Here is a 25,594-nt window from a genome sequence, read left to right on the forward strand (position 1 = left end):
GTATATTTTATACCTTTTTATATATTAGCTGTGGCATTAACCCCGATTAGTGATCCATTGCTCTGTCATTTCCAGTACCTTCTCACTGCGTACAATCGCCTCAGCTACCTGGTTCGAAGCTGTGCCGCCATACACATTACGAGCATTTACAACCGCTTCCGGTTGCAGCACGTCATAGATCCGCTCATCGAACAGCGGGGAGAACTGACGGAATTCATCGATGGTCAGATCCAGCAAATACTTGCCGTTCTGGATGCAGTACAACACCGTTTTACCGATCACTTCATGCGCTTGGCGGAATGGCAAACCTTCGCCCACGAGGAAGTCCGCAATATCCGTCGCATTGGAGAAGTCCTGATTGACCGCTTGACGCATCCGACCCTTATTCACCGTCATCGTGGCAATCATCGGAGCAAACAATTGAAGTGCCCCCTCCAGCGTTGCTACCGTGTCAAACATGCCTTCCTTGTCTTCCTGCATATCCTTGTTGTACGCGAGTGGAAGAGATTTCAGTACGGTCAGCAAACCGATCAGGTTGCCGTACACACGACCGGTTTTACCACGAACGAGTTCGGGAACGTCCGGATTTTTCTTCTGCGGCATAATGCTGCTGCCCGTGCAGAATGCATCGTCCAATTCAACAAAACCAAACTCCGTGCTGCTCCACAAGACCAACTCTTCACTCAGACGGGACAAGTGAGTCATGATCAGTGAAGCTGCTGCCAGGAACTCCACAATAAAATCACGGTCACTGACTGCATCCAAACTGTTTTCATATACCCCATCGAAGCCCAGCTGTTCCGCCACAAAATGACGGTCAATCGGGAACGTTGTGCCTGCAAGCGCACCTGCACCCAGTGGCAGCACGTTAATGCGTTTGTAGCTGTCCATAAGACGCTCTGCATCCCGTTGGAACATCGATACATACGCCATCAGGTGATGGGCGAACAGAATCGGTTGTGCACGTTGAAGATGCGTATATCCTGGTACAATCGTATCAAGATTGTCTTTGGCTTGTCCGATCAGCGCTTCCTGCAACGAGTGCAGCATGCCAACAAATCCAACCACGCGCTCACGCAAGTACAAGTGCATATCGGTTGCCACCTGGTCATTCCGGCTGCGTCCCGTATGTAATTTGCCGCCTACAGGGCCGATGGTATCGATCAGATTTTTCTCAATATTCATGTGGATGTCTTCATCCGATACGGAGAATTCCACTTCGCCTGCACGGATTTTGTGCAGCACGGTGATCAAACCTTCCTTGATCGTCTCTACATCCTCTGCCGGCAAAATGCCGCATTTGCCCAGCATCGTTACATGCGCCAAGCTTCCTTGAATATCTTCCTCAGCCAACGCTTTATCGAAGTTGATTGACGCTGTGTATTCCTCAACGAGGTGATTGGTTTGTTTGGTAAAACGTCCTCCCCACAGTTTGCTCACAGTGAGTACTCCCCTTTCGCTCATGGACAAAGCCGCTCCTGCCAGATGTGCAAGAACGGCCCGCCTTGTCAGTTATTATCGTGGTGCTCTATATGCTTGATGAAATTAGTTTTTGTTTTGCTCCACACCGGAGTTTACTTTCAAACGCAATGCATTCAGGCGGATAAAACCTGTTGCATCCCCTTGATCGTATGCTTGCGTTGGATCAGCTTCCATTGTCGCAATGTCCGGGTTGTAGAGGCTGACAGGGCTTTTCACGCCTGCGCCGATAATGTTTCCTTTGTACAGTTTCACACGAACAGTACCTGTTACATTTTTCTGGCTCTCGGTCACCAGCGCTTGCAGCGCCAGACGTTCCGGTGCGAACCAGAAACCGTTGTATACCAGTGTGCTGTAACGTGTGATAAGACTATCACGCAGGTTCATGACTTCACGGTCCATCGTGATGGATTCCATTTTGCGGTGTGCCGTGAACAGAATGGTTCCACCTGGTGTCTCATATACGCCGCGGCTCTTCATGCCGACAAAACGGTTCTCAACCATGTCCACACGGCCGATACCATGTTTGCCACCCAGCTCGTTCAGTTGCTCCATCACTTGCAGTGGGCTCAAGCGCTCACCGTTCAATGCCACACAGTTACCTTCTTCAAAATCAAGTACAACATATTCCGCTTGATCCGGTGCATCTTCAGGTGCGCTGCTGAGCAGGAACATGTCCTTGTTGTTGTCCGTACTTGGATCGAACCAAGGATCTTCGAGCACACCGCTCTCATAGCTAATATGCAGCAGGTTACGGTCTGTGGAGTAAGGTTTAGCCGCCGATGCGGTTACCGGAATGCCATGTTTTTCAGCGTAAGCGATCATCTCGGCACGTCCCGGGAACTGGTTGCGGAACTCTTCCAGACGCCAAGGTGCGATGACTTGAATGTCTGGTGTCAGCGCAGCTGCGTTCAACTCAAAGCGAACCTGGTCATTCCCTTTACCTGTAGCGCCGTGGGCAATCGCTGTAGCGCCTTCTGCACGAGCAATATCGACCATACGTTTAGCAATCAGTGGGCGTGCGATACTTGTACCGAGCAAGTATTGTCCTTCATAGAGGGCACCTGCTTGGAACATGGGATAGATGAAATCTTTCGCGAACTCGTCGCGCAGGTCGTCGATGTATACTTTGGAAGCGCCTGTAGCGAGTGCTTTTTCCTCAAGGCCATCCAATTCATCCTTTTGTCCGATATCTGCCGTAAATGCAATAATCTCTGCATCATATGTTTCTTTCAACCATTTCAAAATTACGGATGTGTCCAACCCGCCGGAATACGCGAGTACGATTTTTTCCTTAGCCATGTTCGATGGTCCTCCCCAAGTTCAGTTGCGATAAGTTAAGCAGAGCCTTCATACACTAAACACTACGAGCCAGAAAACCCTTTCGATCGCTGTTATCCCCAGATTTTTTGATTCCCTTTCATTTAGGGTGAAATCCGGGGATAGCCTATGCTTCCGATGCAGCTTTCTTTCAGAAAGCTTTTAGGCGCACGCTTCGCTTCTTCAGGTTTTTTCTGTCTCTCCGTTTTTGTGTATGCTTCTGTTTAACAAATTTTTTATAGTATAATTATAGATGAATCTATCATCGCGAAATCTGCGCCTAAAATCAACCCATTCAGGCAAACAGCGTCTATTCGCTCATTAACGCAGCCATCAATGCTTTCTGTGCATGCAGACGATTCTCCGCCTGATCAAAGATCAGGGAGTTTGGACCGTCAATAACTCCAGCACTCACTTCTTCTCCGCGGTGAGCTGGCAGGCAGTGCAGGAACATGTAATCCGGCTTTGCACCTTTCATCAGTTCCTCATCCACCTGATACGCGGCAAATGCCTGCTCCCGAATCTTCTGTTCCTCTTCAAAACCCATGCTCGCCCATACATCCGTGTACACGATATCTGCATCTTTCACAGCTTCCTGTGCACTGTACGTTACAGTCACCTGTGAACCGCTCTCCTGCGCAATGCTTCGCGCTTGCTCTACAACTGCACTGTCAGGCTCATATCCTTCCGGAGTCGCTACCGCAACATGCATACCCATCTTCGCTGCACCAAGCATAAGGGAATGCGCCATGTTATTGCCGTCTCCGACATAAGCCATTTTGAGACCCTTCAGCTTGCCTTTGTGCTCCAGCACGGTTTGGAAGTCCGCAAGCACTTGGCATGGATGTGCGGCATCGCTCAGGCCATTAATAACCGGAACGTCCGCATGTTGTGCCAATTCAGTCACATTATGGTGTCCAAAGGTACGGATCATGATGCCGTCCAGGTAACGTGACAGAACTTTGGCCGTATCATGTGTCGTTTCCCCGCGACCGAGCTGGATATCGTTTTTGCTCAAGAAGAGCGCGTGTCCACCCAACTGGAACATGCCGACTTCAAAGGATACACGCGTACGTGTAGATGATTTTTCAAAAATGAGTCCGATCGTTTTGCCTTTGAGCGGCTGATATGGGACACCGTTTTTTTGCTTGCCTTTAATCTCAATCGCAAGGTCCAGCAAATAACGGATTTCCTCCGCTGTATAATCTGTAAATTCAATAAAATCCCGGCCTCTAAGATCCACCTTCTGGATTTTTTCCGTCTGTTGTGCTTGTGTCATATTAAGTTGTCCTCCTTATTTCCGGTTCCCTGCACCCGCATGGGCAGAAGAATGAGTACAAATGGGTTGAGATCAGCCTGCTGGCTGGTTATGTTCAATTTCCGCAAGGTTACCGCGCGGCTACAGGGATTCATGATTCATCATTTTCTCCGCTTCGAGGCCGTTGAAGGCCCCGAGTCAGAAAAGTTTGTAACACGTTGGGCCCACCCTACTAACGAATTACTTATAAGTCCAGTTAAGCGTTCTTCTTCGCCACATGCTCTTCGATCAACGTAGCGACCAAGGAAACAGCCTCATCGATCTCTTCCTTGCTCACATACAGGTTTGGCAGCAGACGAATGACATTCGGTCCTGCGGATACAAAGAGAATGCCTCGCTTCTGACCAGCGAGCACGATGTCGCCTACCGCTTCAGCACATTCAATTCCGACCAGGAGCCCCATACCCCGAACTTCGTTTACAAACGAGTTGCCTGCCAAACGCTCCCGCAGAGCGTTCATCAGGTATTCGCCCATTTCAGCTGCACGCTCTGGAAGGTTGTCTTCCAGCATCGTTTCAATCGTTGCAATGACAACAGAGGAAGCCAGCGGTGTACCGCCAAACGTCGTTGCATGGCTGCCCGCGGTGAACGCATCTTTCAGATAACCTTTACCCAGCATCGCACCTACAGGGAATCCACTACCAATACCTTTGGCTACCGTGAAAATGTCCGGTTCAATGCCATAATGTTCATGCGCAAACAGTTTGCCTGTACGTCCCATTCCCGTCTGCACTTCGTCTACAATCAACAACAGTCCATGCTCCTCACACAGTTTCCGCACGTGGTGAACAAAATCCGGTTTGACCGGATGCACGCCACCCTCGGCCTGCACCATTTCCAGCATAATCGCTGCTGTATTGGGTCCGATCGCCGCTTCGAGCGCCGCTGTGTCATGCAAAGGTACAGTTACAAATCCGGCTGGCAGCGGCAAAAATCCTTCTTTCACCTTATCCTGTCCGGTTGCGGTCAAGGTTGCGAGTGTGCGTCCATGGAAGGATTGGGCAAAGGTAATGACTTCGTACCGTCCTGTGCCTTTTACCTTCTGGTGATAACGACGAGCCAGTTTGATGGCCGCTTCATTCGCCTCTGCACCGCTGTTGCAGAAGAACACGGCGTCTGCGCATGTATTTGCTGTCAACAAAGCTGCCGCTTTTTCCTGGCCAGGAATCTGGAACAGGTTGGATACATGCCAGAGCTCATCAATCTGAGCTTTCAGCTTGGCTCCCACTTTCTCCGGTGCATGGCCCAGACTCGTTACAGCCAACCCACACATGAAATCAAGATAACGATTGCCCTGGTCATCCCATAGCCAGCTGCCTTTACCCTTGACCAGACTGATTGGATAACGCGCATACGTTGGGAACAGAGAGCTTTCCGTTTGTGTCGCTGCCCCTGTCGCCGCTAAGCCCGCTACTGCTGTGCCAGAACCTGGCTGTTCATTGCCTTTTGCCATCACCTATCACTCCTTATTTGTTGGTACACTTCTAATGTGAATAAAACATAACACTAGACCACTTCGATTGCAGTCCACCTTCCGAACATATGCATACTCCAACTTCGATGACAGAACAACCTTCCGATCGCTGTTATCCCCAGATTTCTTTAATTAATTTTTAAAGGTGGAAATCCAGTGATAAGCATATGCTTACGATGCAGCTTTCTTTCAGAAAGCTTTTAGGCGCACGCTCCGCTTCTTCAGGTTATTTCTGTCCTCTCCGTTCTCGCATTTTTGTTTCTTCAGATTGGTTCTGCACTCTTCTTTATCGTGCTATGCCAGATTCACAAAAATCGTGTACATATTTTTTTATATAATATAAGACTATTAAGACTCTAGCGCATTGAGAGCAGATTACTGCATACGGATAATTCGGGTTCCGATCGTTTCTCCGCCAAGCACACGGCTCAGGATCTGTGGTTCGCTGCCATCAACGATGATGACCTCACGCACTTTGCCGTGAATACAAGCGATGGCTGCACGTACCTTTGGAATCATGCCGCCATAGATTTCTCCGGTTTGGATCATATCCTCGATCTCTTGTACCGAAACGGATGACAGTACCTTTTTCTTGCCACCTATAGTTTTCATGATGCCAGGAACATCCGTCACCACAATCATCCGGCTAACTCCGAGATGGGAAGCTATTGCACCTGCGGCTGTATCCGCGTTAATGTTATAGCGCTGACCGGATGCATCTACGCCAACGGGCGCGATAACTGGCATATAGCCCATACCCACAATACCTTGAATAATCTCAGCCTTAACGCCCGTCACGTCACCTACCCAGCCAATCTCTGCATGGTTGCTCACCGGTTTCGCCTGGATCAAACCACCGTCCACACCCGACAATCCCAGCGCACGTCCACCGACACGTTGGATCAGGCGTACGATCTGTTTGTTAATACTCCCCGCCAGAACCATCTCCACGACGTCCAGCACGGGTTCTGTCGTTTTGCGCAACCCGTTCACAAACTCGGTCTCAATGCCGAGCTTCGCCAAATTATCCGAGATCGCAGGGCCGCCGCCATGTACGATGACAGGCTGAGTTCCCTGGGACTGCAAGTCACGCAGATCTGCAAAAAAGGATTCAGGCAATGCCGCCAGTGTGCTGCCTCCGCATTTCATGACAAAAGTCTGCTTCTCGGCACCGGATTCCGTTCCGATACTCTCATTTTGCAAGGTTGAATTCATGAGGGCACTCCTTTCATTTAAAAAGTTCTAAAGGGCTTAACACTTAATTGATGCGATATTCGGTGGCTGACCGTTCCGAATCCGGATCGTTCTTTCGATCGCTGTTGTCTCCAAGTTTTTGGGATTCCCCTTCTCTAAGGGGAAAACTCGGAGACAAAGGCGAACGCTTCGCTTCTACAGAATCGATTCCGTCTTCTCCACTGCCTTCGCCAGTTATCAACTACCAAATAAAGTTCAATCCTTATACATTTTCTATATATTTACGAAACAGCTTCTCGTAGGGAAGCTGTTAGCTTCAGTAAAATAAATGCATAATACTTATTACGTGCGGTATGCTGCGTTAATTCGTACATAGTCGTACGTCAGGTCACAGCCCCAAGCGATGGCTCTTCCCTCGCCGTGGTGCAGATCAACCACAATCCGTACGGTATCCGTCTGCAGATAGGCCAGTGCTGCTTCTTCGTCGAACACAACCGGACGGGATTGTGCAAGTACAGAAATCTCTCCCAGACGGATATCCACCGTCTCCGGGTTCACCGGCTGTCCTGCACGCCCTACAGCTGCAATAATTCGTCCCCAGTTAGCATCTGCGCCGAACATCGCAGATTTCACCAGGCTGGACCCAATGACAGTCTTGGCAATTGCTTGCGCAGATTCATCACTTACAGCACCCGTTACCTGTACTTCTACCAGCTTGGTTGCTCCTTCACCATCACGCGCTATGGCTTTGGCAAGCACTTCGCACACATAAGTAAACCCGGCAGCAAAAGCTTCCCAATCCGGATGCTTCTCCGTCAGTTCTTCGTTGCCTGCCAGACCACTGGACATCGCTACAAGCATATCATTCGTGCTCGTATCTCCATCCACCGTAATCATGTTAAATGTATGATTGGTCGCCTGGCGGAGCAGGTGCTGCAACGCTTCTGCGCCAACGACCGCATCTGAGGTCATAAAGGCGAGCATCGTTGCCATATTCGGATGGATCATCCCCGATCCCTTGGCGGCGCCTGCAATCGTAATCGTTTTGCCGTTTACTTCAACGGCGACGCAGGCTTCTTTTTTCACCAAATCGGTTGTCAGAATAGCTTGGGAAAAATGCTCCGCTTCTTCTGCTTCCTTGCCCATGCGTGCCGGAAGACCGCTAATCCCCAAGTGCACAGCGTCCATTTTCAGCAATTCACCAATAACACCTGTGGAAGCAACAGCAACATCCTCTTCCGCTACCCCCAATTCACGTGCAGCCGCCGTACGCATGGCGTAGGCATCCTCTTCGCCTTGTTGTCCAGTACACGCATTGGCATTCCCGCTGTTCACGATGACGGCCTGAAGGCGTCCATTGCTTAAGCTCTCACGCGTGACTTTCAGCGGTGCTGCCTGAAACACGTTTGTTGTGTACACCGCAGCAGCGGTGGCTGGCACGTCACAGCGGATTGCTCCGATATCGTTGCGAGATGTCTTTTTCAAACCACAATGCAGTCCGCCAGCAGTGAACCCGCGCGGGGTTACAATCGTTCCGTTCTCAACTATCGTAAAAGCCTGTTGCTTCACATTCGTTCCCATATGTTATCCCCCGTTATGCGTTCGGCTGCATGCCGATTGTCCGCTGCTTTTCCTGATCCGTCTTCCCCACATGGTTATGGAATTGCGTCTGGACGCTCTCCCCATGATTCAAACCTTATGGATATACCGGTGTCATGTTCAGCCCGAGGTTCTCCTCCCATCCCATCATCAGGTTCATATTTTGAATCGCTTGCCCGGATGCACCTTTTACCAGGTTGTCGATAACCGAAATAATGGTCAAACGACCTGTACGAGGGTCAGCCGCAAATCCGATATCACAATAGTTCGATCCATATACTTCTTTCGTTGAAGGCCAGATCCCTGGCTCCCGTACACGCACGAAAGGTCGATTCTCATAATATTTGCGATACAGATCAACGATTTCACGGTCGCTGTGTTCACCAGTTAAATTGGCATACATCGTACTCATGATTCCACGCGTCATCGGCACCAGTTGAGTGGTGAATGTTACTGTGACTGGTGTTCCCGTAATGTTACCCAGCACCTGCTCGATCTCGGGAATATGCTGATGTTTATTGAGTTTATAGGCTTTGAAATTCTCATTCATCTCTGCATAATGATTCGTCAGACTTGTTCCCCGTCCCGCGCCCGATACGCCGGATTTGGCATCAATAATGATGCTCGCAGGGTCAATCCATCCCGCCTCGACAGCCGGAATCAATCCAAGTAACGTCGCTGTTGGATAGCAGCCTGGGTTGGAAATAAAGTTCTTGCCCTTCACTTCATCACCATACACCTCTGCCATACCGTAAACCGCCTGTTCCAGCAATGAAGCAGAGGGTGCCGGATGTTTATACCACTCTTCATACACTGTTCCATCCTTGAGTCTGAAATCTCCAGACAGATCAATGACCTTCAAACCTGCTTCAAGCAGGCTCGGAACGAGCTTCGCACTTACACCTGACGGGGTCGCTGTGAACACCAAATCTGCACGACTTGCGATCTCAGCCGGGTCTACGCCGTCGAGCGGCCTCTGAATCACATCCGTCAAATGCGGGAATCCATCGGCGATGGACTCACCACTGCTGGATGAAGAGATTACCGAAGTAATTTCAACCTGCGGATGGTTCTGAAAAAAACGAATCAGCTCCACCCCGCCATAGCCGGTGGAACCGACGATTGCTACTTTTAATTTGTTATTCACTCTCGCTCCCCCAATCTCGTTGTATGCGCTGCTTATACTGCATTCCTGTCTCCCCATGAGGATTCATACAGCAATTCCGTCGCTTCTATGCATATTTGTGTATTATTATACGACTCTAGTTATATAAATACAACACTCTGTCATCAATTTTACATGGATTCTTATGGCTCCCGAACATATCTTTCCAACATCTGCGGACGAACCGGGATACTTCTGCTAAAATACGTATTATAGGAAACATTACAACCAGGGTCTAATTCATAATCAATTTACACGACGAAGGGTTTATGAATGGATTCATGATGGTCATTATGAGACATGGGGGACTACAGTGCATATCGAATCCATTTTACTTGTTGTACTCCTGGGCCTGAATATTATTTTCGCTGCAGCGGTCGTTTTCTTCGAACGAAAGGATGCCAGTGCATCCTGGGCTTGGCTGCTCGTCTTGAACTTTATTCCGGTATTCGGGTTTGTACTCTATCTATTAACAGGGCAAAATCTGACGCGCTACCGGCTTTTCCAGTGGAAAGAGCGCAAGAAGCTCGGGCTTGAAGAACGTATTGCCAGCCAGCTTGAACAGCTGCACGACAATCGGACACCGTTTCGTAACCAAGCGACAGAGAGCAGTCAGGACATGATCTATATGAACCTGAAGCAGAACGATGCCCTGCTGACCGAGGATAATGCAGTCGAGATCATTACCGACGGGACAGACAAATTCCAACGATTGCTCGATGATATCGAAGCAGCTCAGGATCATGTTCATGTGCAATACTACATTTATAGAGGTGACCGACTCGGCAAACGAATCCGGGATGCACTCATCCGCAAAGCGCGGGAAGGCGTCAAAGTCCGTCTGCTGTATGACGCGCTCGGCTCACGTCGGGTATCCAAACGCTTTTTCAAAGAATTGCGCGAAGCAGGCGGCTTGGTTGAAGTCTTTTTCCCATCCAAATTCAGTCTGATCAACCTGCGTATGAACTACCGAAATCACCGCAAAATCGTCATCATTGACGGCAATCTTGGATATACAGGCGGATTTAATGTAGGGGATGAATACCTCGGCTTGAATTCCAAGTTCGGATACTGGCGCGATACTCATTTACGTATTCAGGGTAACGCTGTTCATGCGCTCCAGACCCGTTTTCTTCTGGATTGGAACGAAGCGTCCAAACAGCATGATACCCCGTACGTTCCGGCGCATTTCCCTCATATTGAGGGCACAGGAACAACTGCCATGCAGATTGTATCCAGCGGACCGGATGCAGAGACAGAGCATATCAAGAACAGTTATCTGAAGATGATTAATGGAGCCAAGCACTCCATTCTGATTCAGACGCCTTATTTTATTCCAGATGCCAGTGTATTCGAAGCCATTCGTCTTGCGTGCCTGTCAGGGATCGATGTTCGCATTATGATTCCAAATAAACCGGATCACGCCTTCGTCTATTGGGCTACGCTATCTTATATCGGTGAGTTGTTAAAAGTAGGGGCTACCGTATTCATCTACGATAATGGCTTTATTCATGCCAAAACGCTTATTATCGACAGTATGGTCGCATCTGTGGGAACTGCTAATATTGATTACCGCAGCTTCCGACTGAACTTTGAGGTAAATGCATTTATGTATGATGAGGCGATTGCGACTGCACTTGTGCAGACATTCGATCATGATCTTCTTGTATCCCGTGAGATGACGCTGGAGGAATACAATAAACGCAGTGTGAAAATCCGCTTCAAAGAAGCGATCTCTCGTCTCTTGTCTCCAATTTTGTAATAGCAGAAGCATTGTAGACTCGACTGGACAATCTGCCGATTCATGGTATCCTGTGATTTTCTCTGTTCCTAACGTCCTTTGCGGAAAGTTCAAATTCAATTGCATAATGGGTAATCCCAATAGAAAAAGCAGGGGCGTCCTCACCAGATTGGCTGAGATACGTCCCTGCTTTTATTTGATAGATTATTATGAAATATAATGTGGTACGTACCTATGCTTACGTGTCTTCACGCTTAAAGCCCTCGCCGAGCACCTCATGCGCATTACTAATGATGACAAAAGCTCCCGGGTCTACGGACCGGATCAAGGCTTTCAGTCTCGGCACCTCATTCTGTCCAACGACCACCATCAGTACGGTTCGCTGATCGTCGGTGTATCCACCTTTTGCTTCCAGCTTCGTTAATCCGCGATCCAGATCTTCGAGAATCACCTTCGTTATCGGTTCGATCTGGTTAGAGATAATGTACGCCACCTTGGAATACCCCAGCCCCATCTCGACGGCATCAATGACTTTCCCCGTAACGTACAACCCAATCAGCGCATAAAGCGACTGCTCCAATGACAATACAAAGGCAGCCATAATAATGACTGTAGCATCCATAATCACAACGCAAAGAGAATAACTCAGTCCACTGTACTTTTGTACGATCCTGGCGAGGATGCTCATACCCCCTGTTGAACCTCTTCCCCGATAGACGATTCCAATACCGAGTCCAACCCCTATACCTCCGTAAAGAGAACCGAGCAGCGGATTGGTCGTTGGAATGGCCCAGTCTTTCGTAAGAAAAACAAACAGAGGCAGAACGATACTGCCGAGCACCGAACGGATACCATACTGCTTGCCAATCAGGAGGAAACCTGCGATCAGAAGCGGAATATTAATAGCCCACTGCGTATATGCCGGTTCAAGTCCCAGCCATTGTTTACCCAAGATCGATAACCCGGATACCCCGCCCGAAGCAATCTGGTTCGGAAGTAAAAATAAATTAAAGGCCACGGCAATCAAAAACGAACCTAAAATGATGGATGCGGTATCCACGACATTTCTCCAGGGCCCGTTCAGGGGGATTAAGGTGGTCAACCTCTTTTTGCGGTTATTGTGTAAATGCTGTTGCTGCTGCATGTCATCGTGCTCTCCTTTTGTGTATATATGCTCAAAAAAAAGCCCCTGTATACACCAGCATACGCCTACACGTATCGGGTCCATACAGGAACTTTTGATTAATCGGTTTCTACTTTAATCTGGCTGCGCAAATAACCATCGATGAATCCATCGAGGTCGCCATCCATGACTGCTCCTGTGTTTCCAGTCTCTACGCTCGTACGGTGATCCTTTACCATACTATAGGGATGGAATACATAGGACCGAATCTGGCTACCCCACGCAATATCCGACTGTTCTCCTCGGATTTCGTCCAGCTGTTGTTTTTGTTCTTCAATTTTACGTTCATACAATTTGGAACGAAGCATCGTCATCGCTCGCTCACGGTTCTTGATCTGTGAACGCTCATTCTGACACGTTACAACCACACCTGTTGGAAGGTGAGTAATCCGTACCGCGGAGTCAGTGGTATTGATATGCTGTCCACCCGCGCCACTCGCACGATACGTATCGATCTTGAGATCTTCTGTTCGAATGTCCAATTCAATCGTGTCATCAATCTCAGGAACCACATCACAGGATACGAAGGAAGTATGCCGGCGTCCAGAGGAGTCAAAAGGTGAAATCCTCACCAATCGGTGAACACCCTTTTCGGCTTTCAGGTATCCATAAGCATTGTGCCCCTTGATGGATAGCGTAACGCTCTTGATTCCCGCTTCATCTCCTGCCAGATAATCCAGCACCTCAACCTTGAAGCCACGTTTCTCGGCCCAGCGTGTATACATCCGCATCAGCATCTGTCCCCAGTCCTGGGACTCGGTACCACCAGCACCCGGGTGAAGCTCCAGAATCGCATTCATCTTGTCATACGGCTGATTCAGAAGAAGCTGCAGCTCGAACTCTTCTACCTTGCTCACAATGGCCGTCACGCTGTTGCCGATTTCCACAGCCAGGTCATCATCGCCTTCTTCGTCAGCCAGCTCAGCCATCATGACCGCATCGTCATAATCCTGCTGCAGCTTGGTATATTGGTCCACCGATCCCTTCACCGCGTTCAGCTCGGCGATTAAGGATTGGGCCTTGTCATTATCATCCCAGAAATCCGGGGCGGACATTTTCACTTCGAAGTTCTCGATCATCTCTTGCTTCAGATCTAAGTCAAAGAGACCCCCTAAGATTGGTTAGTTTCTTGCCTATTTCACGCAGGTCCTGCTTCACGCTTGGATCGATCATGTGCAATTCCTCTTTTCATTAAGATAAGCTCCCCGCATCCAGGGTATTCCTTCAGATCAAGTATCCGATGTTTCACCTTGGAGACCAGGTTACCTTCATATCGGCAATCCTCTTCTCCATGATCATGGTCACATAGTTATAACTATGCACCAATTACAGGTTGTGCATCCTTCACTTGATCATTTGGAATACCCGGCTGCAAGGAGCCGTTCATGTCATTCTATTTAAGTTGAGCTTTTAACTACTCTTGACCGTGGCAATGTTTAAACTTTTTGCCGCTGCCACATGGACAAGGATCGTTACGTCCAATTTGATCAGACACCTTTACCGGACGTTTCTCCGTAGGTTCGCCGCTTGTCGAGATCTGGCTTTCGTCAACAACCGCCTGACGTTCCTGATTGCTCTCGATTTGCGCTCTCATCACATAGGTTGCCACTTCTTCCTGAATCGAAGCAATCATCTGATGGAACATTTCGAAGCCTTCGAATTGATACTCACGCAGCGGATCTGTACCGCCGTAGGCACGAAGGTGGATACCTTGACGCAATTGATCCATTGCATCAATGTGATCCATCCATTTGCTGTCTACTGCACGGAGCACAACCACTTTCTCGAACTCACGAACCATCTCTTCACCGATTCGCTCTTCACGCCCATTGTACTTGTTCTGAACTTTCTCAAACAGGAACTCGATAATCTCTTCTGCTTCTTTGCCCCACAGGTCATCCTTCGTTACGGAGCCATCATCCAGCAATTTGCTGTTCATGTAGTCCGCAACTTCCTGCAGTTCCCAGTTCTCCGGAATATCATCACCGCAATGCGCTTCCACGATGCGTTCAATGGTAGGCTTGATCATATCCATAACGATCTGTTTGATGTTCTCGGACTCAAGCACCTCGCGGCGCTGTTTATATATAATTTCACGTTGTTGGTTCATAACATCATCATATTGGAGAACGACTTTACGTACGTCAAAGTTGTTACCTTCAACCCGTTTTTGCGCCGATTCTACCGCACGGGTAATCATCCGGCTCTCAATCGGCTGGTCTTCTTCAAAACCAAGACGCTCCATCATGTTCAGTACATTGTCTGCACCGAAACGTCTCATCAATTCATCACCCAGTGACAGGTAGAATTGTGTGGAACCCGGGTCACCCTGGCGTCCTGCACGTCCGCGCAGCTGGTTATCAATCCGGCGAGATTCATGACGCTCTGTACCAATGATATGAAGACCGCCCACTTCAGCAACACCTTCGCCCAGGATAATATCCGTACCCCGTCCAGCCATGTTGGTTGCAATCGTCACCGCTCCTGCTTGACCTGCACCTGAGATGATTTCCGCTTCTTCAGCGTGGTACTTGGCATTCAAAACCTGGTGACGGACACCACGGCGTTTCAGCATGTCCGAAAGACGCTCGGAGTTCTCAATCGATACCGTACCAACCAGAACCGGCTGGTTCTTGCTGTGACGTTCCACGATTTCTTCCACAACCGCTTTGAACTTGCCGTCGATGCTCTTGTACACCACATCAGCCATATCATTCCGTTTGTTCGGGCGGTTGGTTGGAATCTGCAATACTTCGAGACCGTAGATTTTTTTGAATTCTTCTTCCTCGGTCTTCGCTGTACCCGTCATCCCCGCAAGCTTGCGGTACATCCGGAAATAGTTCTGGAATGTAATCGTAGCAAGAGTCATGCTCTCGTTCTGTACTTCAATGCCTTCTTTGGCTTCAATCGCTTGGTGCAATCCATCGCTGTAACGACGCCCTGCCATCAAACGGCCGGTGAACTCATCGACGATCAGCACTTCTTCATCACTCACCACGTAGTCAACGTCCCGACGCATGATTACATTGGCTTTCAATCCCTGTACGATGTGGTGGTTGAGTGTAACATTGGCATGATCATACAAGTTTTCGATACCAAATGCTTTCTCCGCCTTCGCCACACCAGCTTCAGTCAGCGCTACGGACTTCACCTTGATGTCTACCGTAAAGTCTTCTTCTGGTACCAGACGTTTCACGAAACGGTCAGCTGCATAGTACAGATCTGTCGATTTCTGAGCTTGTCCGGAAATGATCAAAGGCGTACGTGCCTCATCGACCAGAATGGAGTCCACTTCATCAATGATACAGAAGAACAATGGGCGTTGTACCATCTGCTCTTTGTACAACACCATGTTGTCACGCAGATAGTCAAAGCCGAACTCATTATTGGTTCCATACGTAATATCACATGCATAAGCATGCTGCTTCAAAGCATGGTCCATGCCGCTCAGGTTAACCCCTACCGTCATGCCCATGAATTCATAAATTTGTCCCATTTCCTGGCTATCCCGTTGAGCCAAATAATCATTGACCGTTACCACGTGTACACCTTTGGACATCAATGCATTCAGGTATACCGGGAGCGTTCCTACCAGGGTCTTACCTTCACCCGTTTTCATCTCAGAAATCCGGCCTTCATGCAAGGCAATGCCTCCGAGCATCTGTACGTCATAGTGACGTTTGCCCAGTACACGGCGAGATGCTTCACGTACGGTTGCAAATGCCTCCGGAAGAAGTTCATCCGTCGTTTCACCCTTTTCAATGCGGGCACGGAATTCATCCGTTTTGGATTTCAGTTGTTCATCAGACAGAGCCTGAAATTGTGGTTCCAGTTTATTGATCACATCGACTGTCTTCATCAGACGTTTAACATCACGTTCGTTCATGTCGCCGAAGATCTTTTTGACAAGTCCTAGCATGGTATACCCCTTTCGTGCAAAACAGAATAGACCCCCTGCTGCCGCCACGCGACACCATCGGATGGATATGAATCCACTTGCCCGGGGGTGACAAACGATATAAAAATAATATGGATGAATCAACTCCAGGCTTGCCAAGGTTCCTCATGAAGCTGATTCGGTATTCAACCGGATCCGTTTTATTAGAAATAAGCCGAATGCCGACCCTTATGAATCATGTTCATGGTGCTGTGCCTGTCATTGATTATGATTAGTGATCATTCGTTGACAATTCCTCATCAGGACAATGATTCTCTTTGTATAAATTGTAACAGTTTGTAAGGGTCCCCGCAACACGCCACGGCACACTTCTTTGAACTTCTGAAGCCTCTCGGAAAGAGAATAAGTGCAAAAAATCATAGTCGTTAGCGGAAGCCTTACATTACGCCGTTTCATTTTCCAGTAAGATAAGCCATGTTAGCGAAATTCGGTGGTAAATTTGGATGAAAATCTCATTATAGAGAAAAAGAATCTATCTGAAAATAATCTGCAATGACATCTTCGTGCGTATTGAACATTTAAGATACGCTTATACGGATATCTGTCTCATTCCTACTATCTATTAGACGCAGCAGCATGGGAAATAGTTTCACAATCTTGCATCAGCAACTTTTTTCCTGTCCCACCACGCACAAAAGAGCCCCATCCCATAAAGGATGGAGGCTCTTGTTAGTTCGAAGTCCAATACAGGAGATAAGGCCCCTGTCTTCATTCATTATCATTTAAAAAATCATTTTTACATTTCAATTCAATGGTTCAGTTACCAAACTAGTTTAGTATTTTAACTCAATCCATTAACCTTGTTCAATTAAACCGTATTTCCCATCGTTCCGTTTGTACACCACGCTGACTTCTTCATTCTCGATGTTCGAGAATACAAAGAAATTGTGGCCAACCATGTTCATTTGGAGAATAGCCTCTTCCACGTCCATTGGTTTCAACATAAACCGTTTCGTCCGTACCACTTCCAGGTCATCGTCTTCTGTATCCGCATCCAGTTCAGCAGTAGCTACTGTGCCTGTCGGATCTTCCACGAAGAAAGTTTTTAGGCCGCCTTCCTGGCGGAACTTACGGTTAATTTTCGTTTTGTGTTTACGGATCTGACGTTCCAGCTTGTCTACCACGGAGTCAATGGAAGCGTACATATCGTCGCTCTCATCCTCGGCACGGAGCACAAAGCCTTTCAAAGGGATCGTCACCTCTACCGTATGCAAGCCTCTCGTCGTGCTCAATGTAACAGCACCGTCAGAGTTAAGGGGTGCATCGAAATACTTCTCGAGTCTACTCAACTTTTTGTCGACATAATCCTTCAAAGCATCGGTAACCTCGATTTGTTGACCTCGAATACTTAAATTCATAGGGCACTCCTCCTTTTCCTTTGCCACTTCATTATAACACGAATGTAAGCGCCATGTAAAAACCCCAGGTGACCGAATAATGACATCTGTTCAAGCCACATCAGCCAACATAGGCTTACCGCCATATTTCGCGATATTTCACCATTTTGAAGCATAATCATTCATTAACATGGATGGTCTTATTAGGCGCTTGATGATGTAATTAACCGTTTACGAACTCCTTCAATCTATTATGTAAAATGGACTTCAATCTATCTCTTGAATCTATCAAATTCTTTGGAATATTGTTCCTTGAATGATCTCGCATTTCGAATCTATTAAAACAAAAAAAGACCCCGGAAAAACCGGAGTCTGATGCAAGCGTTAATTCAATTTGGTAACCATCTAACCATATATGTAGGTCGGATTGTCCGGATGATTATAATTTGATTACGTTAGCTGCTTGCGGTCCACGCGCGCCTTCGACGATGTCGAATTCAACGGATTGACCTTCTTCCAAAGTTTTGAAGCCTTCGGATTGAATTGCGGAGAAATGTACGAATACGTCGCCGCCGTCTTCAGTTTCAATGAAACCGTAACCTTTTTCTGCGTTGAACCATTTTACTTTACCTTGCATGCACTAACATTCCCTTCGTCATCAAATGAAGTGAAGCTCTGGCCAAGGCCTTAGCCCACAATTCAGACTATACCACCCAAAGTTATCCATTGTCAATTGGTAAAGAAAATGTTTTATTGGAATTATTTTGTATAATTTCTTTTCTATTTTTTGAATATCTTCTACCAAGCAAAATCTTCCATCAATATAAAGACTATGATCGAATTTTCCGAACGACACTTCTACAGAATGAACTCTCGCCTAAATCAAAGCTAAGGTATAACCATGGCGTAATAAGGCCCATTCCTTGACAGGCAGGATGATGCCCTGGATAAACACCCAAAGGGTTAAGAGTCTCTTTTTTACATTTTCTAATAACTTTACTTCCGAGTACAGTGTAGGCAACAGGAAAGTGATAATTTATTGGCTATAAGCTGTTTGTACACCTTGCGATCTGTTGTTTCTTTTTAAGCTTTAAGGCGAGAAATTAAACGAGAACACAGGCAGCCCGCCCGAATAGTTAACTTTGAATGTAATATGCCCAAAAGTTTCTTCTAGAAGTCCGTCTCTGGTAAAGTCATTGGATTTAATTATCTCCTTTGTCATCGCATACCGAAATAACTCCACAAAATCAGCATTTAGCCCATGCCCACTAGACTTGTACTTAATATGATCAACATCGGTCTGGCGAACTCTGATCGCTTCTGTATTAGGAAAAAGAGAAACCCATGCACTTTTTTCATTAGGATCAACTAAAATATCGTCTTCGCCGATGAACGAAAGAATCTGAGTTGAGATCTTCTGATAGTACGTAGCGTACAAAATATTAAGATGAAGATCCTGGGGATAGGGCAAAACTTTACCAGCCATGTAGTCAAAGATCGTTATAATTTTCAATTGCGCTAATTTTGAAGAAAGGATACGGTGATGTGATAAATACAAGGGGTGCATCCAGGCCGAATTATCCACTAAAAAACTAAAAAAATTAGGTCTCAAGCGATTACATAAATACAGCAAATAAGCACCGTGAGAATGCCCATAACCAATTAACCTTTCTCTATTATATTCCAAATTGTTATCGTTCAAGATAAGGCGAACTGCCTCAACCGCAGTTATAATATCAATTGCTTGCATATAGCCCATGTCATTGAAATGATCGATTGTCTCCCCTAAGTTTGCTATCATTTCTACATCTAGAATGCGATCCTTCAAGATTAATGGAAGTTCATCCGGATTTTTCACAAAAGCATTCCAATCTGCCACGTTCATAGATTGTTTCAATTTAGGCAAATCTGCGAACTTCGCCTGATAATTATTTTGCATAAACTTACTGCCGAAATAGGAACATTGAATCGTTACTAGGTTGTATTCATCGGCAAATATCTTTCGCATTTTCTGATACACTTTTGAATCTATATCAGCACCAAAGCCTGGAACGATTAGCATTAAAGCCGTTTGAGAATTAACCCCTTGTTCTGGAATAGAAAATTCAATATGTAATTCCCGATTGGAAGAGTAACTATAAACACTGGGATGAGCTTCGATTTGCAGCTTGTGGGATTGAGCCATAGCTTATCTCCTTTCATATAACTACATCATTATTTTAGATAACTAGAGATCAACTTACCTACCAAAATCCCCTATTAACTTGTTACAGTCCAATCTTTTCAACCAGAATTCTTGCGATTTCTCAATGTATCCTGATTTTGTGAGAAAGGCGCCTTGATAACCAGCAGAACGTAAAATCCCTTCTAATTCTGCGATCATTTTCCCCTGATGCTCCCCACCTCCAAATGGAGGTGTATACCATTGAGGAATAACACCCAGATGCTCCTCCATGAAATTTGCACAATGCTCAATTTCGTGCTTATAATACAGTTCAGCATTCCCATCAAATGGGCGATGTGAAGTACAATGTACTCCTAATTCCATGCCCGCTTGCTTCATTACAGCAAATTCATTAACCCCAATATACATTTTTTCAATAAAGTGCGATTTCGTACCAAAATGATGATAAACAATAGTCTCAAGAAAACTGCGGCTTTGCTCTGCAGTCAAGATAAAGTTCAGGGTGTATTTAATGTATCTGCGCAAAACAGAAGACTCGTACTCATAAATTTTGTGAGCTTGCTCCAGTTTTTCAGATTGCTGCGCCACTAACGAATTCAGCTCTTCCCAAAGCCGCAATTCTGGAATTAGAGAGAGTGCGGCGTGCACCAAATGAAAAACAGGGACAACCTGATGTTGAAGAGGTCCTGACATCACTGTAAAATAGCCGGGAATCCCTTTTTTGCGCATAATTTCAAAAGCATGTAGATACTGATCCCTGGTTGAATCATCAAAGGTGAGTACACATCTTGGTTTTTTACCTGGTTTCCTTAGATCCTGTGGAAGAACAAATTCATATTGACGTGCCAAATCATCCAGCTGCTTTTCAAAAGCTTTCGGGGAAATTGGCACACTACCCTTCCATTCTTCAGGTTCGCATATATAGTGGTACATAATGGCTAGATCCAAAACCCTTCCTCCTCTAATTCAAAAAATCAGCCGATAACGACCTCCCTTGAAAAATACACCATTAAGTCGTATCCGTCCCAAACTGGAGAAAACGCCAATGCCTGACCGATGGGAACAACACGATCAACGCCCCGATTTTGAATCTGATCCACCATGTTGACCAATTCGTAACGTTCAAATCCCCAGTAGCTAATTGTCTGGTCCTGCATTCGAATATTATGGGTTATGTCGGCGAGTCGCTCGATTTCAAACTCTAAAAATAAGGCCCCTCCACAGTGCATAGATATAAACGATTCATCCACTTCTTTAACTGAAACCCGAACAGGAGTAGAATAATCACCAAGAATAACCGGTCCGACACCAGGTTTCGTTGCGTAGTAATCTGCAGTAGTCAATCTAAGGATATTTAACGCTGGATCGTTCTGATAATGTTCCTCATGCATCAGTTGATCTATTGCTTTCCAAAATTGAGTTTTAGCTACTTGTATTATATTTGTTTCCCCTACCCAGTACACTTCTTTAGGCGAAGAACAAGCCATTTGCTGATACCAGAACGAATCGTTATAGAATTTTTTAGCCAACTGCCGTTGCTCCAACTCAGCCAGTTCCAAAACTTTGTTTGCTTGAAGCACAGCCTTGGAGTAACGATTGGGAAAAACGAGTTCTACTGCATTGGGAGGAATGGGAATCGCACGGATACTTCGAACAGCTTGATCCCCACCCCACAGCACACGCAATTGGCAGTATTGACTCAAAAAGGCCGTATATTCAGTTTCATGTTTATAACTCACAAAAAGCGTTCTTTGAGCAGTCTGAACATACTCAGGTAGCATAAGAACAGCATTGATTTTCTGTATCAAAATTTCCATCTGAGGCTGCCTTCTCTGAGACAGACGAATAATATTTTTATTTCCCATCAAAAGTGACATCACCCAAGAGTAAACAAAAACAGAATCCACATTAGCAGGCGCAAAATGAACAACCATTCCTCTTGCAGCCAAATATCTGGTTTCCGTAAAACTTTTAAATTTCTCAAATAACTGATGAATATGCCCACGACGAAGCCAGTATGCAACAGCCATCAATTCGGGATACCCTCTCATTTGGTGATCCAGTAAAATACTCTTCGACAAACTTTCCAGAAATGAAATGACTTCGGCAGTAAACGGCTGAAGATTGGCTTGGGATGCCACAGTCGAAATTGCCTGCTTCCAGTCACTTTTCACAGCTAATGAAGGAGCCAAAATTTGCATATTCTCTCACCTTCTTCTCTCATCATGTTGAGGTCATAGTGTCACTGCATCCCCGTATCTCGGCTTTAGGCAATCGCCCTGCTACACTGAAATATTTGCCTTTTCGCCCGCAGGGGCAGTCATCCTCTCCCAAAATCACTCCAATATCTTCAGTTAACAAGCTATGCCCAGGATAGCTTCGCGGCAGCATGCTTAACACTTGAATGAGTCCACTCTCTCCATAGGGCAGTGGTTTCAAATGATGCGGATGACGTATCAAAACATCCGCAAAATCAGGAGTATGCAAATAACCGCATTCACACTGCATATAAATGGACCCCACTTGTTCAACCATTCCATAGTAATTGTACACCTGGTCGATACGGAGGCGTTCTTTAAGAACGTTTTTAAAAACTTGATCCGTGACGGTATGCTCATGGAGTTTTTTCCATCCTCCGCCATGAATCAAAATACTTCCGCTAAGGTCTAGGGAAGTATTTTGTTTTCGTAATTCTTCCAAAAAATTTTGCCATACAATAAACGTGAAACCAAAGAGAAAGATCGGTTGATTCTTGAATTCCTCCAAAAACCGTTCTAGTTCATCCCAACGAATATTCATATATTCATCCAAAAGATAGAGATGGTGATGACCAAATTGGGAAAAGCCAATCGTACCGGCTGATCTAGCACTGAACTGGTGGCGATTTTTCAGAAAGTCAAAATCAACAATAATCATAGGGAGGCGATTTTTGCCCAAAAAACTGCGTACAATGACATTCAATGCTTTAGTCTGTAAAGAAGCCGTGTAACGATCTATATGGATACGTGAAACTTGCTGACCGGTCGTACCACTAGAATTCAGCGTTTTAAACCTCTCCGAATCCGGTAATGAAAACAAATCGACCATTTTAAACAGTTGAACCGGCAGATATGGTACTTCTTCTAATGTTTGCGCTTGGAATTTCAGATTTGTCTTGTTTAGAATATTTCCGTATGCCTCACTGTTTTCCGCATGGAATTGAGTAAGTGCATTCAACTCATCTAACAGCATTATTTGCTTGCCTTTTTGAGCCAGATGATAAGGGCCAGAATGTGATAGTATTGACTCAATTTCCAGCATTAGATCCCTCTTTTCCAAGTGTTATGTAGTCCAGCTTTCCGTTTTCCAATCGCGGCAGCAGGGAAAGAGTTAGAACCTTAATACTGGTATGATGAATATGGTACTTATTTTTGAGAAATTGACGAATCTGCTGAATAAGCTCCGGATGCTGTTTCTGTTCTACAAAAACCAATAGCTGCTCGTCCGCTCCAACACAAGCCACAGTGGTTTCCAGCAACTGTTCCAAAGACTTTTCAAGATCATCAAGATTCATACGCAGTCCATAGATTTTAATAAATCTTTTCATTCGTCCTTGAATCCAGAAGTAGCCATCCTCATCACAGTATGCCATATCTCCGGTATGTAAACTTCCATGCTGCTCATCTCCTCGCGCCAAATCCTCACGGTTCTCTGCGTAGCCCATCATTACATTGGGCCCTTTATAGATCAGTTCTCCCGACTGTTCATCAATATGAAGTTCCCCGCCAGGGATTGCCACCCCAATACTGCTCAGTTTTTTATCAGCCTGTTCAAAGGGTAGATAGCTAATACGTGCCGTAGCCTCGGTTTGACCATACATGATAATAAATGATGCACTCTTGTGATAAGCTACCGAGAGAAAATACTTCGCGAGTGGGAGTGACAACCTTCCTCCTGCTTGAGTAAAGTAACGCAAAGAAGGCAATTCCATACGGTCAAATCGTAAGCGATGCAGCATCTGATATAGGTAAGGGACCCCGGCAAAAGAGGTGGCCTCATATTTTCTAAAGTTCTCCCAGAATGCAGGTTGAACAATTGATTCATCAGTTAATAAAAGAGTAGAACGGCGAAGAAGATGGCTGTTGATCACAGATAATCCATATGAATAAGCCGGTGATAAGGTCGTGATAGGCCGATCAGACGAATTAATCTTCAGGTATTCAGCGATTGCTTCCGCGTTACTTTGTAGATTTCGATACGATAATCTTACAAGCTTCGGATTGCCGGTAGAACCTGAAGTAGACAGCAGCACCGCCAATTCAGGATGAATGGAAGAATGAACCGACTTTATATTCTTCCATTGCAGCTCGCAGTCAAAAATCCAGTCCGGTTTATAGACTGATTCCAAACGCTCCCTTAATGAAACGTTCAATGCAGCGTCCAATAGCAATACCGCATCACCTTTCTGAAGAGCAGCCAAATACATAGTCAGATCAGCTACTGCATTCCGAATGTAAATCAAGCCAAGGCTCTTGTCAGCGCGTCTATGTGCCAATTGTTGAATTCGTTTTTCCACACCCGATTGTAGCTGCTCATAGCTGACTGATTTAGCGGTATGCAGATCAATGAGTGCCGGATTTGAGGTTTTCTCAAAATTCCAAAAGCTCATATTAGCATTCCTCCATCAACCCCAATCACTTGTCCTGTTACATAATTAGACAGATCGGAGCACAGAAAAAGAATCACGTTTGCCACATCTTTCGGCGCTCCAATACGCTTCATTTTGATACTGGATAGACGCTCGTTAAATTTTTCTTCAGGCAAGCTTCTAGCCATATCGGTGTCAATAAAACCTGGCGCGACAGCATTTACTCGAATATTTTGAGGAGCAAGCTCTTTTGATGCTGATTTTGTGACCCCTATAATTCCTGCCTTACTTGCAGCATAAAGAACCTGTCCTTCGTTCCCGTTAGTTCCAATGATTGAAGAAATGTTAACAATGCTCCCCTGTTTACGAACACTCATCATGCGACTTGCATACTGTGTATGATAAATCACAGAAGCTAGATTCGTTTGCAAGGTCTGATGTACTGTTTGCTCATCAATCATTCCCAACACACGATCTTGGAGAACCCCAGCATTATTTACAAGAGCGTCCAATTTCCCGAAAGTCCTCTTGATCTGCTGGAACGCATCCCTCACTTGGGCAACTTCATCAACCGAGTAAGGAAGAACCAGAACTGTTCGACCAGATTGCTGTTCAATTTCTTCCCTCAATTTCTCCAATGCCTCAATATTTCTGCCATTAATAACAACATCTGCTCCTGCTTCAGCTAGCAGCATTGCTACCTGACGACCAATACCTCGAGAAGCCCCTGTAATAAAAATCGTTTGATCTTTAAGCATCATTCAAAGTGAACTCCATATTTGCTCAAAACTTCAACAGCCTTATCCAAAGAGCTAATTTCGATAATGTCTTCCGTATCCAGCATAATATCAAAGGTATCGTCAAGCTGCGCTACCAGAGCCATGTGAGCGATGGAATCCCACTCATCTATTTCGCTGTACTTAACTGTTGCAAAGTCGGTATCTTCCGTCAGTCCCAGTGCATCAATAAAGGCTTGACGAAGTTTGTTAAAGTTATCCATTTGTAAGTCCTCCT

Annotated in this window: 20 protein-coding genes; 1 reads left to right on the forward strand and 19 read right to left on the reverse strand. The window is 46.1% G+C overall.

The window, feature by feature from the left end; translation table 11 throughout:
* Positions 1-36: 36 nt before the first annotated feature.
* From argH to argC, 7 genes are all read right to left on the reverse strand, one after another.
* Positions 37-1,440: an argininosuccinate lyase gene (gene argH / locus PPA03S_RS30565; RefSeq protein ID WP_062329763.1), complete on the reverse strand. Its 1,404-nt coding sequence runs from the start codon at positions 1,438-1,440 to the stop codon at positions 37-39.
* A 105-nt stretch (positions 1,441-1,545) separates the two neighbouring features.
* Entirely contained in the window at positions 1,546-2,781 is a 1,236-nt protein-coding gene (locus PPA03S_RS30570) for an argininosuccinate synthase (protein WP_062329690.1), read from the reverse strand.
* Between the two features lie 328 nt (positions 2,782-3,109).
* Complete coding sequence (argF, locus tag PPA03S_RS30575) at positions 3,110-4,078, reverse strand: ornithine carbamoyltransferase (protein WP_062329692.1); 969 nt, start codon at positions 4,076-4,078, stop codon at positions 3,110-3,112.
* Between the two features lie 235 nt (positions 4,079-4,313).
* Positions 4,314-5,570: an aspartate aminotransferase family protein gene (locus PPA03S_RS30580; RefSeq protein WP_245683771.1), complete on the reverse strand. Its 1,257-nt coding sequence runs from the start codon at positions 5,568-5,570 to the stop codon at positions 4,314-4,316.
* Positions 5,571-5,966: 396 nt separating this feature from the next.
* Positions 5,967-6,806 (reverse strand): acetylglutamate kinase, encoded by an 840-nt coding sequence (gene argB / locus PPA03S_RS30585; protein ID WP_062329694.1) that lies wholly within the window; start codon positions 6,804-6,806, stop codon positions 5,967-5,969.
* Positions 6,807-7,127: 321 nt separating this feature from the next.
* A complete protein-coding gene (argJ, locus tag PPA03S_RS30590) occupies positions 7,128-8,366 on the reverse strand; it encodes a bifunctional glutamate N-acetyltransferase/amino-acid acetyltransferase ArgJ (RefSeq protein WP_062329696.1) in 1,239 nt (412 codons plus the stop codon).
* A gap of 115 nt (positions 8,367-8,481) precedes the next feature.
* Positions 8,482-9,531, reverse strand: coding sequence for an N-acetyl-gamma-glutamyl-phosphate reductase (gene argC, locus PPA03S_RS30595; RefSeq protein WP_062329698.1), 1,050 nt, complete (start codon positions 9,529-9,531; stop codon positions 8,482-8,484).
* 331 nt (positions 9,532-9,862) lie between these two features.
* Here argC and cls point away from each other — a divergent pair, with 331 nt between their 5' ends.
* On the forward strand, positions 9,863-11,311 hold the full coding sequence (cls, locus tag PPA03S_RS30600) for a cardiolipin synthase (RefSeq protein WP_062329699.1): 1,449 nt from the start codon (positions 9,863-9,865) through the stop codon (positions 11,309-11,311).
* Positions 11,312-11,528: 217 nt separating this feature from the next.
* Here cls and PPA03S_RS30605 read toward each other — a convergent pair whose 3' ends face one another.
* The 12 genes from PPA03S_RS30605 to PPA03S_RS30660 form a co-directional block, all read right to left on the reverse strand.
* Positions 11,529-12,434 (reverse strand): YitT family protein, encoded by a 906-nt coding sequence (locus PPA03S_RS30605; protein ID WP_062329702.1) that lies wholly within the window; start codon positions 12,432-12,434, stop codon positions 11,529-11,531.
* A gap of 98 nt (positions 12,435-12,532) precedes the next feature.
* A protein-coding gene (gene prfB, locus PPA03S_RS30610; protein WP_157284435.1) for a peptide chain release factor 2 occupies positions 12,533-13,646 on the reverse strand; the annotation gives its coding sequence in 2 pieces (ribosomal slippage) (positions 12,533-13,573 and positions 13,575-13,646; 1,113 coding nt in all).
* Between the two features lie 241 nt (positions 13,647-13,887).
* Positions 13,888-16,392, reverse strand: coding sequence for a preprotein translocase subunit SecA (secA, locus tag PPA03S_RS30615; RefSeq protein WP_062329705.1), 2,505 nt, complete (start codon positions 16,390-16,392; stop codon positions 13,888-13,890).
* An 833-nt stretch (positions 16,393-17,225) separates the two neighbouring features.
* Entirely contained in the window at positions 17,226-17,789 is a 564-nt protein-coding gene (gene hpf / locus PPA03S_RS30620) for a ribosome hibernation-promoting factor, HPF/YfiA family (protein ID WP_062329707.1), read from the reverse strand.
* 418 nt (positions 17,790-18,207) lie between these two features.
* On the reverse strand, positions 18,208-18,405 hold the full coding sequence (locus PPA03S_RS30625) for a cold shock domain-containing protein (RefSeq protein ID WP_024631599.1): 198 nt from the start codon (positions 18,403-18,405) through the stop codon (positions 18,208-18,210).
* 453 nt (positions 18,406-18,858) lie between these two features.
* Entirely contained in the window at positions 18,859-19,953 is a 1,095-nt protein-coding gene (locus PPA03S_RS30630; RefSeq protein ID WP_062329709.1) for a DUF2920 family protein, read from the reverse strand.
* Positions 19,954-20,007: 54 nt separating this feature from the next.
* Positions 20,008-20,901 (reverse strand): polysaccharide deacetylase family protein, encoded by an 894-nt coding sequence (locus tag PPA03S_RS30635; RefSeq protein WP_062329711.1) that lies wholly within the window; start codon positions 20,899-20,901, stop codon positions 20,008-20,010.
* 26 nt (positions 20,902-20,927) lie between these two features.
* Positions 20,928-22,154, reverse strand: coding sequence for an acyl-CoA reductase (locus PPA03S_RS30640; protein ID WP_062329712.1), 1,227 nt, complete (start codon positions 22,152-22,154; stop codon positions 20,928-20,930).
* A 22-nt stretch (positions 22,155-22,176) separates the two neighbouring features.
* Positions 22,177-23,253 carry a LuxE/PaaK family acyltransferase gene (locus tag PPA03S_RS30645; RefSeq protein WP_062329714.1) on the reverse strand — a complete coding sequence of 359 codons (1,077 nt, stop codon included), beginning with the start codon at positions 23,251-23,253 and terminating at the stop codon, positions 22,177-22,179.
* On the reverse strand, positions 23,240-24,601 hold the full coding sequence (locus PPA03S_RS30650) for an AMP-binding protein (protein ID WP_062329716.1): 1,362 nt from the start codon (positions 24,599-24,601) through the stop codon (positions 23,240-23,242). The genes PPA03S_RS30645 and PPA03S_RS30650 overlap by 14 nt, the downstream gene beginning before the upstream one ends.
* Positions 24,598-25,341: an SDR family NAD(P)-dependent oxidoreductase gene (locus PPA03S_RS30655; RefSeq protein WP_062329718.1), complete on the reverse strand. Its 744-nt coding sequence runs from the start codon at positions 25,339-25,341 to the stop codon at positions 24,598-24,600. The genes PPA03S_RS30650 and PPA03S_RS30655 overlap by 4 nt, the downstream gene beginning before the upstream one ends.
* Positions 25,338-25,580: a phosphopantetheine-binding protein gene (locus PPA03S_RS30660; protein WP_062329720.1), complete on the reverse strand. Its 243-nt coding sequence runs from the start codon at positions 25,578-25,580 to the stop codon at positions 25,338-25,340. Before PPA03S_RS30660 ends, PPA03S_RS30655 begins: the two co-directional genes overlap by 4 nt.
* Between the last annotated feature and the right edge of the window lie 14 nt (positions 25,581-25,594).

This window comes from Paenibacillus pabuli NBRC 13638 (assembly GCF_001514495.1).
Classification (GTDB): Bacteria; Bacillota; Bacilli; order Paenibacillales; family Paenibacillaceae; genus Paenibacillus; species Paenibacillus pabuli.